Source organism: Nocardia yamanashiensis NBRC 100130 (assembly GCF_001613325.1).
GTDB lineage: Bacteria > Actinomycetota > Actinomycetes > Mycobacteriales > Mycobacteriaceae > Nocardia > Nocardia yamanashiensis.
In genome coordinates this window covers 405,446-419,780 of the sequence record NZ_BDCD01000014.1, presented here as the reverse complement: position 1 = coordinate 419,780, position 14,335 = coordinate 405,446, and the positions used below count along the sequence as shown (strand labels likewise).

12 protein-coding genes are annotated in these 14,335 nt (G+C 68.3%); 9 read left to right on the top strand and 3 right to left on the bottom strand.

Annotated elements, in window-relative coordinates; genetic code table 11:
• The first annotated feature begins 69 nt into the window (after nt 1–69).
• Nucleotides 70–1,029 carry a DUF389 domain-containing protein gene (locus NY1_RS16620; RefSeq protein WP_067713459.1) on the top strand — a complete coding sequence of 320 codons (960 nt, stop codon included), beginning with the start codon at nt 70–72 and terminating at the stop codon, nt 1,027–1,029.
• A gap of 18 nt (nt 1,030–1,047) precedes the next feature.
• Here NY1_RS16620 and NY1_RS16615 read toward each other — a convergent pair whose 3' ends face one another.
• Nucleotides 1,048–2,136, bottom strand: coding sequence for a DUF2189 domain-containing protein (locus tag NY1_RS16615; RefSeq protein ID WP_067713678.1), 1,089 nt, complete (start codon nt 2,134–2,136; stop codon nt 1,048–1,050).
• A 195-nt stretch (nt 2,137–2,331) separates the two neighbouring features.
• Here NY1_RS16615 and NY1_RS16610 point away from each other — a divergent pair, with 195 nt between their 5' ends.
• Nucleotides 2,332–3,501: a phosphotransferase family protein gene (locus NY1_RS16610; protein ID WP_067713457.1), complete on the top strand. Its 1,170-nt coding sequence runs from the start codon at nt 2,332–2,334 to the stop codon at nt 3,499–3,501.
• 85 nt (nt 3,502–3,586) lie between these two features.
• Here the strand turns inward: NY1_RS16610 and NY1_RS16605 are convergent, their stop codons facing one another.
• On the bottom strand, nt 3,587–5,233 hold the full coding sequence (locus tag NY1_RS16605) for an alkaline phosphatase D family protein (protein WP_439956016.1): 1,647 nt from the start codon (nt 5,231–5,233) through the stop codon (nt 3,587–3,589).
• Nucleotides 5,234–5,334: 101 nt separating this feature from the next.
• Here NY1_RS16605 and NY1_RS16600 point away from each other — a divergent pair, with 101 nt between their 5' ends.
• The 3 genes from NY1_RS16600 to NY1_RS16590 all read left to right on the top strand — a co-directional run bounded on the left by NY1_RS16600 (nt 5,335) and on the right by NY1_RS16590 (nt 8,018).
• Nucleotides 5,335–5,967, top strand: coding sequence for a hypothetical protein (locus NY1_RS16600; RefSeq protein WP_067713451.1), 633 nt, complete (start codon nt 5,335–5,337; stop codon nt 5,965–5,967).
• Nucleotides 5,968–5,977: 10 nt separating this feature from the next.
• On the top strand, nt 5,978–7,327 hold the full coding sequence (locus NY1_RS16595) for a replication-associated recombination protein A (protein WP_084535022.1): 1,350 nt from the start codon (nt 5,978–5,980) through the stop codon (nt 7,325–7,327).
• 124 nt (nt 7,328–7,451) lie between these two features.
• A complete protein-coding gene (locus NY1_RS16590; RefSeq protein ID WP_218028376.1) occupies nt 7,452–8,018 on the top strand; it encodes a Uma2 family endonuclease in 567 nt (188 codons plus the stop codon).
• Between the two features lie 12 nt (nt 8,019–8,030).
• Here the strand turns inward: NY1_RS16590 and NY1_RS16585 are convergent, their stop codons facing one another.
• Nucleotides 8,031–8,699: a CatB-related O-acetyltransferase gene (locus NY1_RS16585; protein WP_157762269.1), complete on the bottom strand. Its 669-nt coding sequence runs from the start codon at nt 8,697–8,699 to the stop codon at nt 8,031–8,033.
• Nucleotides 8,700–8,752: 53 nt separating this feature from the next.
• Here NY1_RS16585 and alaS point away from each other — a divergent pair, with 53 nt between their 5' ends.
• The 4 genes from alaS to NY1_RS16565 are packed head-to-tail and all read left to right on the top strand — an operon-like array spanning nt 8,753 to nt 14,295.
• The gene (alaS, locus tag NY1_RS16580; RefSeq protein WP_067713442.1) at nt 8,753–11,419 is read left to right on the top strand and encodes an alanine--tRNA ligase; all 2,667 of its coding nucleotides are present in this window, start codon (nt 8,753–8,755) and stop codon (nt 11,417–11,419) included.
• The gene (gene ruvX / locus NY1_RS16575) at nt 11,419–12,003 is read left to right on the top strand and encodes a Holliday junction resolvase RuvX (protein WP_067713439.1); all 585 of its coding nucleotides are present in this window, start codon (nt 11,419–11,421) and stop codon (nt 12,001–12,003) included. Before alaS ends, ruvX begins: the two co-directional genes overlap by 1 nt.
• Nucleotides 12,000–13,493, top strand: coding sequence for an endolytic transglycosylase MltG (locus NY1_RS16570; RefSeq protein WP_067713436.1), 1,494 nt, complete (start codon nt 12,000–12,002; stop codon nt 13,491–13,493). Before ruvX ends, NY1_RS16570 begins: the two co-directional genes overlap by 4 nt.
• Nucleotides 13,468–14,295 carry a shikimate dehydrogenase gene (locus NY1_RS16565; RefSeq protein ID WP_067713433.1) on the top strand — a complete coding sequence of 276 codons (828 nt, stop codon included), beginning with the start codon at nt 13,468–13,470 and terminating at the stop codon, nt 14,293–14,295. The genes NY1_RS16570 and NY1_RS16565 overlap by 26 nt, the downstream gene beginning before the upstream one ends.
• The last annotated feature ends 40 nt before the right edge of the window (nt 14,296–14,335 follow it).

Below are 14,335 nucleotides of genomic sequence, written 5' to 3'. Positions count from 1 at the left end.
CCGCGCGGTTAGGCTGCACCCCGCCGCCGTCGATCGGCAGCGGTGGACCGCCGAACGCGAGGGGCACAGGTGCTGCACATTCGGGTGATCTGCCCGTCCGATTCGACCGAGGCCGTGCTCGCGGCGCTGCGCGCCGAGGCCGGGGCGACGCTGGTGACGGTGCAGCGCGGGGCGGCGGTGGAACCGGCGGGGGATCTCATCGAGGCCGAGATCGCGCGGGAATCCGGCAATGACGTGCTGCGAATGCTCAAGCGCCACAATGTGGAACGCACCGGCGGCATCGTGATCGAACCGCCGGGCACCGTCTTGTCGGCGGCGGCGCAACGCGCGGTGGAGGCCGCGCCCGGCGATCCCTCCGATGCGGTGGTGTGGGAGGGCCTGGTCGCGCAGACGCACGAGGAATCGACGCTCAATCCGACATTCCTGGCGTTCATCACCATCGCGTGCCTGCTGGCCGTGGTCGGCGTGGCCACCGATTCGCCGGTCACCATCGTCGGCGCGATGGTGGTGGGCCCGGAGTTCGGGCCGCTCGCCGCCATCGCGGTCGCCCTGGTGCGCAGGAACTTCCGCCTGGCCCGGCGATCCGCGCTGGCGCTGCTGGTGGGCTTCCCGTTCGCCATGGCCGTCGCCGCGCTGGCCTCGCTGCTGTTCGAACGCCTCGGGTGGATCACCGTGAACAGCATCGACGACATCCACAATGTGGATTTCATCTACGAGGTCGGGCCGTTCTCGCTGGTGGTCGCGCTGCTCGCCGGAGCGGCGGGCATGCTGTCGCTGGTCACCGCCAAATCGGCGGCGCTGGTGGGCGTTTTCATCTCCGTCACCACCATTCCCGCGGCCGGGTTCGCGGCGGTGGCGGCCACCATCGGCGAATGGCACAAGGCGTTCATGTCCATCGGGCAGCTGGGGGTGAACATGGCCGGGATCGTGGTCGCGGGCATCATCGTGCTGCAACTGCGGCCCCGGCACGGGAGCGAGGGCGGGCCGCTGCTGCGCTTGCGGCGCTGGTGGGCCGACGCCAACGACTGAGCGCCGCAAGCGGTTCCGTCAGTAGTGCGCGACCAGGCCGCCGGTGAGGGTGCGGTAGGCGTAAGTGATGGCCATGGCCGTCACCGGACCGGCGACCAGCAGGCCGAGGCCGCACAGCAGCGCGCCGATCGCGGTGATCACCATGACGGCCAGCGCCAGCAGCGCGATCTGGGCCGGATTGCGGATGACCAGCTGTGCGCTGGACTTGATGGCGGTGAGCGGATCCTGGTCCTGATCGATCACGAAATGCAGTGCGAACATGCACAATACGCCGACGATCACCACCGGGAACACACACAGCAGCGAGGCGATCAGCGCCGCCACGAAGACGATGAGCGCGGTGATCAGCACATTGCCGGCGTTCACGAAACCGAAGAAGGCCGGGAAATCCGGTGGGGTGCCGTCGGTTTCGTAGAGCGCGCCGCGGATCATGGCGGCCTGCAGCAGCCACACCACCAGCGAGGCCACCGCGAACAGCAGCAGCACCGCCGACAGCGACTCCACCTGCACCAGGTTCACCAGCAGCGTGACCACCAGCCAGGCGATCAGGCCGATGAGCACCATGCCGACCCAGGGCAGCGGATTCAGGCGGAAGCGGTTCCAGCCGTAGTAGATCGCGTGACCGACATCGAGGCTGGGGCGTTGCTGGACCGGCGCCGGCGGTGGGGTCGTACCGGGTGCGCCGGGCTGATAACCACCCTGCTGAGGTATGTCCGATTGGTCCGATCCAATCGGGACTGTCGCGGGCGGAACCGTGCCCTGGCCACCGTATCCCGGCGCCGCCGCGCCCGGCGGATGCGAACCGGATGGTTGCTGGGAAACCGGATAACCACCGCTCGCCGCGCCCGAATGCGGGGGCATGGACGGCGGGGGTTCCACCTGCTCGCTGCCGTACTGCGCCGCGCCCGGACCTTCGAACTGCGGGTATCCGGCCAGACCGGGCATTTCGTGCCGGCCGTGCCCGGGGCCTTGCGCGCCGGCGCCGGAATGCGGTGCGGGCTCGGGGTTTTGGTGCTGTCCCGGAGCGCCCGGATACTGCCTGCCACCGCGCTCCGCGGGTGGTTCGCCGGAGGGATCCCGTGGTGCTGAGGGCGGCGTGCCAGTCATGGTCACAAGCCTTTCACATTTCCCGGTTTACGGTGTGGCGCACGGCAGTTGAAGATGAGACAACTAGACGGTCCTGGTTGTGTCAAGCAACCAGCGCCGCGTGGGCAAACCCTTCACAAAGACACGCCGGACGACGCGCGAAAGGTTGCGCAACCGCTCGCTGAAAGTGACCTGATGCGAGTAACTTGGGATCCGATGACCGCACTATTGGCCGAACGCGCCGCCGAAGTCGTGTCCGCGGCACAACAGTTGCTCACAAAGCGAATGGGTGCTCCGGTAAAGCTGAGCGATCCGATCGAACTCAGCGGCAGTGGTAGGACGACGGTGCTACGCGTCCGCGTTGCAGAGAATGCCTTTTCACTTCCACGCACCTTGATAGTCAAGCAGGTGCGCGGCGCTGCGAAGGATCGACGCACCGGAGGCATGGCACCCGGAGTCGCCAGCATCGACTCCGCTTTCCTCCGGGAAGCGGTGTCCTACCAATTCACCACCGCACTGGGACGTGACCATCGACCCGGCGCCTACCTATTGGGCTACAGCCTGCCCGAACGCCTGCTCATCCTGAGCGACCTCGGTGAGAACACCTCACTCACCGCGGTGCTGCAGGCTGGGGTCGAGCCCGCCGGGCGCAATGCCCTGATGGCATTCGCGCAGGCGCTGGGTCGCATGCACGCCGCCACCGTCGGCCGTGAAGCCGACTTCGTCGCCCTGCTACGCCGGGTCGATGTGGTGCACCGCGTCGACGGCATCGCCCAGCAGGCCGAATCCGCCGTGGCCGAAGTGCCGATCATGCTGCAGCGGGAAATGGGCATCGAGGTGCCCGGGGAGATCGCCGAGCGCATCGTGCGCGGTAACCGGCTGTTCTCGGCCGGCCGCTACCGCGCGTTCAGTCCGTCCGACCTGTGCCCCGACAATGTCATCCTCAACGATGAAGGCGCGCGGTTCCTCGATTACGAGTGGGGCGGCTTCCGGGACGCCACCCTCGATATCGCCTACGCGCTGGTGTCCTTCCCCGGCTGCCTCTGCGATTTCGAGCTCTCCCGCGAACGCGCCCGGCAGATGGTCGAAGCCTGGCGTTCGGAAGTGGTCGCGGTCTGGCCCGCGCTCGCCGACGACGAGGTGCTGGCCGAACGCATTCTGGAAGCCCGGCTCATCTGGGTGTGGCTGTCCACCTTCTGGTTCCTGCCCGCCGATCACACGCGCATCGCCGCGGCCCGCGAACACGGACTGTCGATTCCGCGCTCGGCCGCGCTGATCAACCGCTGGGCCGCGCTCGCCGAGGACGCCCGCTGCACCGGCGACGACACCCTGGGCGATTTCGCCGAGCACGTGTCGGCCACCCTGGAGGAGCACTGGGAGGAGTGACTCCCGCCCGCCGCCGGGGTGACCAGCGGCGATCGAGACGACGAAGGCCGGGACCACCGCAGCGGTCCCGGCCTTTCTCGATGGTTCAGACCATCGGCGTGGTGCGCGGCTCGATGCGGCCGCCGCGGCGGACCGCGAACGAAGCGGCGTGGCGCACACCGGTATTCGGATCGGCGACATCGGTGAGGTAGTACCAGTCCATCTGCGCCTGCTCGGCATCGACGTGCAGCACGCCGTAGCCGTGCGAATCCAGTTCGGCGTAGCGGATGTGGCGGTTCACGCCGGTGATGGCGGTTTCCGCGGCCACCGCGCCGGTGCGCGGCGGCACCTTCATCATGTCGCCCATGGACTGCGAGGTCACCGACGGCACCACGAACTCCACGCCCGCGGTCTGCCCGGCCGGATAGACGCCGGCGTCCACCGGCACGTCCGAGGCCCAGGAGGTGTGGATGTCACCGGTCAGGAAGACCACGTCCGCGACATTCGAATCGGTGATGGCGCGCAACAATTTCCGGCGATCGGCGGCGTAGCCGTCCCATTGATCGGCATTGGCGATGATGCCCTCGCGCGGCAGCCCCAGCAGCTGGGTCAGCGCCGCGGAGGCGTCCGGATCCAGCGGCGGGAACTCCAGCGGCGCGATCATGACCGGATTGCCGACCAGCTTCCAGGTCACCGGGGCCGAGGTCAAACCGGCGGTGAGCCAATTCATCTGGTCGACGCCGGTAATGGTGCGATCCGGATTGTCGACCTGCGGCCAGCCCGGGCCCGCTTTCACTTCCTGGCTGCGGTAGCTGCGCAGGTCCAGCATGGACAGCTCGGCCAGGGTGCCGAACCGCAGGCGCCGGTAGATGCGCTTGTCCGCGCCCGCGCGGATCGGCATCCACTCCAGGTACGCCTGGAGCGCGGCGGCCTTGCGGGTCTGCCAATCGCCCTCGGTGGCGGGCTGATGGTTGTTCGCGCCGCCCGACCAGGCGTTATCGGCGGTTTCGTGGTCGTCCCAGGTGCAGATGAAGGGCAGCCGGGTGTGCAGGTCGGCCAGATCCGGGTCGGTCTTGTACTGCGCGTGCCGGATTCGGTAATCGGCGAGGGACACGATTTCGTGTTCGGGTTCGTGCCAGCGCACCGCGCCGTTGCGGCCGCCGTATTCGCCGCGCGGGTATTCGTAGAGGTAATCGCCCAGATGCACGATGGCGTCGAGATCGGCGCGCGCCGCCAGGTGCCGGTAGGCGCTGAAATATCCGGCCTCCCAGTTCGCGCAGGACACCACGCCGAGACGGACGCGTTCGGGAGTCGCGGAATCGGCGGGCGCGGTGTGGGTGCGGCCCACGGGCGAGGTCTGGCCCGCCGCGGTGAATCGGTACCAGTAGCCGGTCCCGGCGCGCAGGCCAGACACGTCCACCTTGACGGTGTGGTCGGAATCGGCGGCAGCCGTGGCATTGCCGGAGGCCGCGATATTCGCGAAGGATTCGTCGGCCGCGACCTCCCAGCGCACCGGCACCGCCGCGCCCTGGCCCGAACCCGGCGTGGCGTCCTCCGACGGCGTGACGCGGGTCCAGATGATCACGCTGCCCGGGAGTGGATCGCCCGAGGCGATGCCGTGCCGGAAGACCGGTGGATTCTCCGCCGCGGCCCGGCCGGAAGTGCTGATCAGGGTCGCTGCGGCAGCCGCGGTTCCGCCCTTGAGGACGGTGCGGCGCGAGGTGACGATCTCACGGAATGGCACGACGACGATCTCAGCCCATCGGCACCCGGTAGGCAAACTGGACAGATGAACAGTTGATAACAAGGCGTGTCGGTGTAAACACGCGGGCGCGGCACGGCGATCTTGGTCATGTGTACGGCTATCGGGAGATGTGCGACCGGTTCGAACGCAGTCACCTCGGGTTGCCCCCGATCCCGGAGCGCTTCGTGCCCGAACTGCGCCGGCTCGGTGAATGGGCATACGCGACACGGGATATCGACCCGGTGGGCATGTACATGTTCGGGACGTATCTCGACGAGGCGGTCACGGACCGGCCGGGCGACTATGTCGCCGTGTCACATGCCGGGCACGGCAGCAACTCCTATGCCATCACCTATCAGGCCGTGCTGGGGTCGGTCGCGTTGTACGCGCAGGCCGGATACGGCGGTATCTACAGCAACCCGGTGGGTGACGCTTTCCGGGTGCGCCGCATGTTCAATGCCTGCGCCCAGCTCGTCGACGCGGCCGAAGCCGCGCCGGTCTGTCCCCGATATCGGCTGATCGTCTGTTTCAGCGACTTCCGCGGCCACAGCTGCGAGTGGCGGACCGTGCACGGCGGCGCCGACTGCCCGGCCGTGCCCGCCGCCGACGTGCTCCCGGCCCGCTGGTCGGCACCCGAAGTCGATCCGATGGTGGTGCTCGGCGCGGCCGCCCGCGCCCTGCGCGCACACCGACCATGCGCCGGGAGCGGCCGCGACAACGAATCTGTCGTGCCCGGGCGGTAGCGTCGCCCGGGTGAGTGACGGTTTGTTCGATGCACCGGGCGCGGAGGCGGTGCCCGAGGAGTTCGCGGCGAGTGTGCCGAGGGGTGACGACCGGTTCGCGCCGTTGGCGGTGCGTATGCGACCGCGGACCCTCGACGAAGTGGTCGGCCAGCAGCATCTGCTCGGCCCGACCTCGCCGCTACGCCGTTTGATCGAGGGTTCGGGCGCGGCGTCGGTGCTGCTGTTCGGCCCGCCCGGCACCGGCAAGACGACGCTCGCCTCGCTGCTCTCGCAGGCGACCGGCCGCCGTTTCGAAGCGCTGTCCGCACTCTCGGCCGGCGTGAAAGAGGTGCGCGCGGTCATCGACATCGCGCGTCGCCGCCTCACTCATGGCGAGCAGACCGTGCTGTTCATCGACGAGGTGCACCGCTTCTCCAAGACCCAGCAGGACGCCCTGCTGGCCGCGGTCGAGAACCGCATCGTGCTGCTGGTGGCCGCCACCACCGAGAACCCGTCCTTCTCGGTGGTCTCCCCGCTGCTCTCGCGTTCCCTTGTGCTGCAACTACAGTCGCTCACCGAATCCGACATCCGCACCGTCCTGACCCGCGCCGCCGCCGACCCGCGCGGCCTGGGCGGCGATTACGAGATCACCGACGAGGCCTACGACCACATCATCCGCATCGCCGGCGGCGACGCCCGTCGCGCCCTCACCGCCCTGGAAGCCTCCGCCGAATCCGCCCTGGACGGCAAGGTCGGCGTCGAGGTCGTCGAGGCCAGCGTCGACAAGGCCGCGGTCCGCTACGACCGCGCCGGCGACCAGCACTACGACGTCATCAGCGCCTTCATCAAATCCCTGCGCGGCTCCGACGTCGACGCCGCCGTCCACTACCTGGCCCGCATGCTCAGCGCCGGCGAGGATCCCCGATTCATCGCCCGCCGCTTGATGATCCAAGCCAGCGAAGAAGTAGGCATGGCCGACCCCATGGCCCTGCAAACCGCCGTAGCCGCCGCCCAAGTAGTCCAACTGGTCGGCCTCCCCGAAGCCCAACTGGCCCTCACCCAAGCCACCATCCACATCGCCACCGCCCCGAAATCCGGCGCGGTCGTCAAAGCCATCGGCGCCGCCATGTCCGACATCTCCGCCGGCAAAGCAGGCGCCGTCCCCCCACACCTCCGCGACGGCCACTACCAGGGCGCCGCCGCCCTCGGCAACGCCCAAGGCTACAAATACCCCCACGACCACCCCGACGGCGTCCTCACCCAGCAATACCCACCAGACGAACTGGTCGGCACCGACTACTACCACCCCACCGACCACGGCTACGAACGCGAAGTCGGCCCACGCGTGACGAAACTCCGCCGCATCGTTCGCGGGCACTAGCAAACGTTCTGCGTGTCATGCCGGTGAGTCCCCGCGAACCACTCTGTTCAGGCGACACTGGTACTTAGGCTGATCGCGTCGATCCGCGGTCCGCTCGGCAGAACGGAGGGATTCGGTGACGGCCATGGCTGATCGACCGCAAATGCTGGTCAGTGAGTTCGAGGAGCTCGCGAGGCATCAGGGCGAGATGGTTCGGCTCGAGTTCCTCTACGGGAAGCTGGGGGTGAAGGCGGTGCCTGACGGCGATCACAAGGAGGTCGTCCGCTGGCTCGCTCGGCAGCTGCTGCGGCTGAGGGACGATCTCTGGCTGTACACCGAAGTCGACCTCAAAGTTGATACCTACCGCAAGGGCCGGGCTCGAGCGGATGCCGTTCTGGCCCCGGATGACTCGTTCTCCGGTCAAGGCGATTGGGCGGATCCGGAGTCGGCGTTGATGGTTGTCGAAGTCACGTCCTATGACTCCGATACCGATCGGCGAGATCGCCTGGAGAAGCCGAGGGCCTACGCCGAATCGGGAATACCGATCTACTTGCTGATTGATCGCGACAGCTGCGAAACCTTCGTCTACAGCGCCCCATTGAACGGCGTCTACTCCTCCACGGTGCGTATGCCCTACGGGAGCCGGGTCGAATTGCCTGCTCCCGTCGGTGTGACACTCGAAACCGAACCGCTGAAAAACTGGGTCCGCTGAGCTCGCTGGCCGCTACAGGCCGTTCTCGCGGGCGATCTTCTCGATCTCGGCGGGGGTGCCGGCCATGATGACGCGGACGTGGGCGGTTACCAGTTCGACAGGCCAGTTCCACCAGGCGGCGGCCAGTAGGCGTGCGACATCCTCGTCGGAGTAGCGCTGTTTGACCGGCTGGGCCGGGTTGCCGCCGACGATGGTGTAGGGCGGGACGTCGGTGGTGACCACCGCGCCGGTGGCGATGATCGCGCCGTCGCCGATCTGCACGCCGGGCATGATCAGGGTGTTGTAGCCGAACCAGACGTCGTTGCCGATGACGGTGTCGCCCTTGGAGGGGATGGAGGTGATGATGTCCATGGTTTCCTCGGCCCAGGTGCCGCCGAAGACGGTGAAGGGGAAGGTGGAGACGCCGGCGGTGGGGTGGTTGGCGCCGGCCATGATGAAGCGGGTGCCGGTGGCGATCGCGCAGTATTTGCCGATGATCAGCTTCTCGGGGCCGAAGGCGTAGAGGACGTTGTTGGTCTCGAATTCGGTCGGCGCCACCGGGTCGTCGAAGTAGGTGTAGTCGCCGACTTCGATATTCGGCGAGGTGACGTGCGGTTTCAGGAATACGGTGCGATGGGCGTGGGGGAGCGGGAAGGGCGCCAGTGGGTCCGGGATCACAGTCACCCCGGCGATGCTAGCCATCGCCCGGTGGTGGGTGGAAAGTCCCTGCACCGGGACCGGTAGGCTGGATACCTGTGCAGACCCACGAGATTCGACGGCGCTTCCTGGAGCATTTCGTACGAGCCGGACACACCGAGGTACCGAGTGCTTCGCTGATCCTGGCCGACCCCAACCTGCTGTTCGTCAATGCGGGCATGGTCCAGTTCGTGCCGTACTTCCTCGGTCAGCAGACCCCGCCCTTCGCGACCGCGACCAGCGTCCAGAAGTGCGTGCGCACCGGCGATATCGAGAATGTCGGCGTCACCACCCGCCACAACACCTTCTTCCAGATGGCGGGCAACTTCAGCTTCGGCGACTACTTCAAACAGGGCGCCATCGAGCGCGCCTGGTCGTTGCTCACCAATAGCGTCGAGGACGGCGGCTACGGCTTCGACCCCGAACGCCTGTGGGTCACCGTCTACCTGGACGACGACGAGGCCGAGCAGATCTGGCTGAAGCTGGGCGTGCCGCCCGAGCGCATCCAGCGCCGCGGCATGGCCGACAACTACTGGTCGATGGGCATCCCCGGACCGTGCGGCCCCTGCTCGGAGATCTACTTCGACCGCGGCCCGGCCTATGGCAAGGAAGGCGGCCCGGAGGCCGACGAGGATCGCTACCTCGAAATCTGGAACCTCGTGTTCATGCAGAACGAGCGCGGCGAGGGCCGGGGCAAGGACGACTTCGAGATCCTGGGCCCGCTGCCCAAGAAGAACATCGACACCGGCATGGGCGTCGAGCGCGTCGCGTTCCTCCTCCAGGGCGTCGACAATGTGTACGAGACCGACCTGCTGCGCCCCATCATCAGCAAGGCCGAGGAACTGACCGGCCGCAGCTACGGCGTCGAGCACGCCGACGACGTGCGCTTCCGGGTCATCGCCGACCACGCCCGCACCGGCGCGATGTTGATCGCCGACGGCGTGAACCCCGGCAATGACGGCCGCGGCTACGTGCTGCGCCGCCTGCTGCGCCGCATCGTGCGCTCGGCCCGCCTGCTCGGCGCGGACAAGCCGGTCATGGGCGAGTTCATGAAGGTCGTCAGCGATCTCATGGCCCCCTCGTACCCGGAGCTGGCCACCGATTTCAAGCGCATCGAAACCGTCGCCGTCGGCGAGGAGAGCGCCTTCCTGCGCACCCTGGCCACCGGTTCCAAGCTGTTCGACGATGCCGTCAACGAGGTGAAGGCGCACGGCGGCAAGACCATCGGCGGCAGCGAGGCGTTCGCGCTGCACGACACCTACGGCTTCCCCATCGACCTGACCCTGGAGATGGCCGCCGAGGCGGGCCTCGAGGTCGACGAGTCCGGCTTCCGCGCGCTCATGGCCGAGCAGCGCAGCCGCGCCAAGGAGGACGCGCACGCCCGCAAGCACGCGCACGCGGACCTGACCGTCTACAAGGAATTCGTCGATCGCGGCGCCACCGAGTTCACCGGTTTCGACGAACTGTCCACCGAGGCAACGGTTCTCGCGCTGATCAAGGACGGCGTGCGGGTCCCGGTCGCCGAGGCCGGCACCGATGTCGAGGTCATCCTGGACCGCACCCCGCTCTACGCGGAGTCCGGCGGCCAGATCGCCGACCGCGGCGCCATCACCTCCTCGCACGGCGCGAAGCTGCGCGTCAACGATGTGCAGAAGATCGCCAAGACGGTGTGGGTGCACAAGACCACCGTCGAGGCCGGTCAGCTCACCGAGGGCGACACCGTGCTGGCGGGCGTGGATCCGGGCTGGCGTCGCGGCGCCACCCAGGGCCACTCCGGCACCCACATGGTGCACGCCGCGCTGCGACAGGTGCTGGGCCCCAACGCCGTTCAGGCCGGTTCGCTCAACAAGCCCGGCTACCTGCGCTTCGACTTCAACTGGCAGGGCGCGCTGAGCGAGACCCAGAAGAACGAGATCGAAGCCATCTCCAACGACGCGGTGGCCGACGACTTCCAGGTCAACACCTTCATCACCGACCTGCCGTCCGCCAAGAAGATGGGCGCCATGGCCCTGTTCGGCGAGAACTACGGCGACGAGGTCCGCGTGGTCGAGATCGGCGGCCCGTTCTCGATGGAACTGTGCGGCGGCACCCACGTGCAGCACTCCTCGCAGATCGGCCCGATCACCCTGCTGGGCGAATCCTCGGTCGGTTCCGGCATCCGCCGCGTCGAGGCGTTCGTCGGCCTGGACTCCTACAAGTACCTCGCCAAGGAGCGCGCGCTGCTGGCCGGCGTCGCCTCCTCGCTGAAGATCCCGAGCGAGGACGTCCCGGCGCGGGTCGAGCAACTCGTCGAACGCCTGAAGGTTGCCGAAAAAGAGCTGGAGCGCACCAAGATGGCCGCCGTGCTGTCGAGCGCGGGCACTTTCGTGGAGAACGCGCAGCGCGTCGGCAAGGTGCTGCTGGTCGCCGCCGCCGCGCCGGAGGGCGTGGGCGCGGGCGATCTGCGCACCCTGGTCATGGATATCAAGGGCCGCTTCGGTTCCGAACCCGCCGTGGTGGTGCTGCTCGGCAATGCCGACGGCAAGGTGCCGTTCGTGGTGTCGGTGTCCAAGGCCGCGCAGGATCTCGGCTTCAAGGCCGGTGACCTGGTGGGCGCGTTCGGTCCGTCGATCGCGGGCCGCGGCGGCGGCAAGCCGGAGCTGGCGCAGGGCGCGGGCTCCGATCCGTCGGGCATCGAAGCCGGTCTAGCGGCCGTGCGGGCGCGGGTGGCCGAGCTCGCCGGGTGATGAACCCTTCCGAACCGTCGGACAGCGCGGGCGTTTTCGAAGGCGCCCGCAAACCCGCCGAGCCGGACGCGCGGTTCGTCACCGATCGTCCGTCGCCGGCCGAGGATCCCGGTCGCGGCCGGCGCCTCGGCATCGATGTGGGCACCGTGCGCGTCGGTGTCGCCTCCAGTGATCCGGACGGCGTGCTCGCCACCCCGGTGGAGACGGTGCCGCGCGCCAAAAAGGTCGCACCGGGCACCCTCGCGCCCGATTTGGCCCGCATCGCCGACTTGGTACGCGAATATGAGGCCGTGGAAGTGATCGTCGGCCTGCCGCGCACATTGCGCGGAGAGAGCGGCTCTTCGGCTAAGCTGGCGGCCACCTTCGCGGGACGTTTGCGGGCATTGATCGATCCGGTGCCGGTGCGACTTTCCGACGAACGTTTGACTACGGTGTCTGCTGCACGTGCATTGCGAGACAGCGGAGTTCGCGCTCGCGGGCAGCGGCAGGTCATCGATCAGGCGGCCGCCGTGTCGATCCTGCAAGGATGGTTGGACGAACGGAGTGCGCAATTGAAGCCGCGCGGTGATGGTGATAGTGCATGACCGATCGCTGGACCCGAGCCGAGGAACGCTACCGTCAGAACGCTGAACGGCGTTACCGCCGTGACGATCTGGACTGGTCCGAGGCCGACGACTACGAGGACGACACCACCGTCATCCCTCGCTACGAGGACGATGACGAGGAGGACTTCCACGGCTACGACGACGAGCACGGCTACGTCGACGAACCACCCCTGGAACCCGAGCCGCGCCGCCGGGCCGCGCCGCAACGCGCCGACGCCGGTCGCCGTCCGGCCGCGCGCGGCAGTGGCGGCCGGGGCTCCTCGTCGCGTGCGGGCGGCTCGCGCAAGCGTTCCCGGGTGGCCTCGCGCAAGGCGGCCGAACGCAAACGGCGGCGGCGCAATCTGTGGATCATCTCCGGCGTCTTCGCCGTGATGTTCCTGGGCGCGGCCGGTTTCGCGGCGTGGAAGTTCATCGGCGGGTTCGCCCCCGCCGCCGACTACGACGCCGGTTCGGCCGGTCCGATCGCGGTGATCCAGGTGAAGTCCGGCGACACCGCCACCGAGATCTCCAAGACCATGGCCGACAAGGGCATCGTGGCCAGCAGCGCCGCGTTCTACGAAGCGGCCGTACGGAATTCGAACATGAACTCCGTACAGCCCGGCTATTACGCGATTCCCAGCCACAGCCCGGCCGCCGAAGCCGTCACCGCCTTGGTGGGCAAGGGTTCCCGGGTCGGCAATGTGGTGATCTCCGAGGGCCGGCAGCTGCACGACTCCAGCGATGTGCACACCGGGGCGCGCAAGGACGGCATCTACCGCAAGATCGCCGAGGCCAGCTGCGTCGGCGCCGGTACCGCCGCCAAATGCGTGACCTACGAGCAGCTGGACGCGGCGGGCACCAATACCGATCCGGCGACCCTGGGCGTGCCGTCCTGGGCGCTCGACCGGGTGAAGGCGGTGCCGGATCGCAGCCGTCAGCTCGAGGGCCTGATCCGCGCGGGCACCCTGGATTTCGATCCCAGCGGCAATGCCGAGCAGATCCTCAAGCAGCTGGTCACCGACAGCGCCGCCAGCTACGAGGCCACCGGCCTGGTGCAATCCGGCGGCGCCAACGGCCTCAAGCCCTACGACACGCTGATCGGCGCGTCGCTGGTGGAACGGGAAGCCCTGCCGCAGGACATGTCCAAGGTGGCGCGGGTCATCGTGAACCGGCTCGCGGTGGACCAGCCGCTGCAGTTCGACTCCACCGTCAACTACACCCTCGACAAGACCGAGGTCGCCACCACCGACGCCGACCGGGCGCGCAAGACCCCGTGGAACACCTACGCCATGGCCGGTCTGCCCGCCACACCCATCTCCGCGCCGTCGCTGGATGCCTTGCGCGCCATGGAGAATCCCCTCGCCGGGCCGTGGCTGTACTTCGTGACCATCGACAAGCAGGGCACCACGTTGTTCACCGAGGACTACAACGAGCACCTGCGCAATATCAAGAAGGCCGAGCAGAGTGGAATTCTCGACAGTGGGCGGTGAGGTGCGCCGGGCCGCCGTGCTGGGCAGCCCGATCTCGCATTCCCGATCGCCGCAGCTGCATCTGGCGGCGTATCGGGCGCTGGGCCTGGACTGGACCTACGAGCGCATCGAATGCACCGGCGAGCAACTGCCCGGACTGGTCGACGGTCTCGGCTCGGAATGGGTCGGGCTGTCGGTGACCATGCCTGGCAAGGTCGCGGCGCTCGCCTACGCCGACGAGCGCACCGACCGGGCCGAACTGGTGGAATCGGCGAATACGCTGGTGCGCACCGATTCCGGATGGCGCGCCGACTGCACCGACGTGGACGGGGTGCGCGGCGCGTTGCAGGGCGCGGGCGTCGAGGAGATCGAACGCGCCATGGTGCTGGGTGCGGGCGGGACGGCGCGGCCGGCGCTGCTGGCGCTGGCCGAGCTCGGCGCGCACACCGTGACCATCGTGGCGCGGGACAAGGGCCGGGCCGCCGACACCCTGGAATTGGCTGAGCGCCTGGGGCTTTCGGCCGAGGTCATCGACTTCGATCCCGACGGCCTGACCTTCGTGTGCAGCGAGGTGGACGCGGTGGTCAGCACCGTTCCCGCCGAAGCCGCCGCGGCCGTGGCGGATTCGATCGCGCTGGCGCCGGTGGTGCTCGACGCCATCTACAATCCATGGCCCACGCCGCTCGCGGAAGCCGTTGCGCGCGCGGGACATACCGTGGTCAGCGGCTTGCAGATGCTGTTGAACCAGGCGTACGGCCAGGTCGAACTGTTCACCGGCAAACCCGCGCCGCGCGCGGAAATGGCTGCCGCACTGGCGGAATAGTCTCACCATCGAAAGCCGGGGCGGGGCCGACCTGTCCCGG

Coding starts and splice junctions, on each gene's coding strand:
- NY1_RS16615 (WP_067713678.1), bottom strand. CDS start 2,136: ATGACTGGCACGCCGCCCTCAGCACCACGGGATCCCTCCGGCGAACCA.
- NY1_RS16610 (WP_067713457.1), top strand. CDS start 2,332: ATGACCGCACTATTGGCCGAACGCGCCGCCGAAGTCGTGTCCGCGGCA.
- NY1_RS16590 (WP_218028376.1), top strand. CDS start 7,452: ATGGCTGATCGACCGCAAATGCTGGTCAGTGAGTTCGAGGAGCTCGCG.
- NY1_RS16585 (WP_157762269.1), bottom strand. CDS start 8,699: ATGGCTAGCATCGCCGGGGTGACTGTGATCCCGGACCCACTGGCGCCC.
- ruvX (WP_067713439.1), top strand. CDS start 11,419: ATGAACCCTTCCGAACCGTCGGACAGCGCGGGCGTTTTCGAAGGCGCC.
- NY1_RS16570 (WP_067713436.1), top strand. CDS start 12,000: ATGACCGATCGCTGGACCCGAGCCGAGGAACGCTACCGTCAGAACGCT.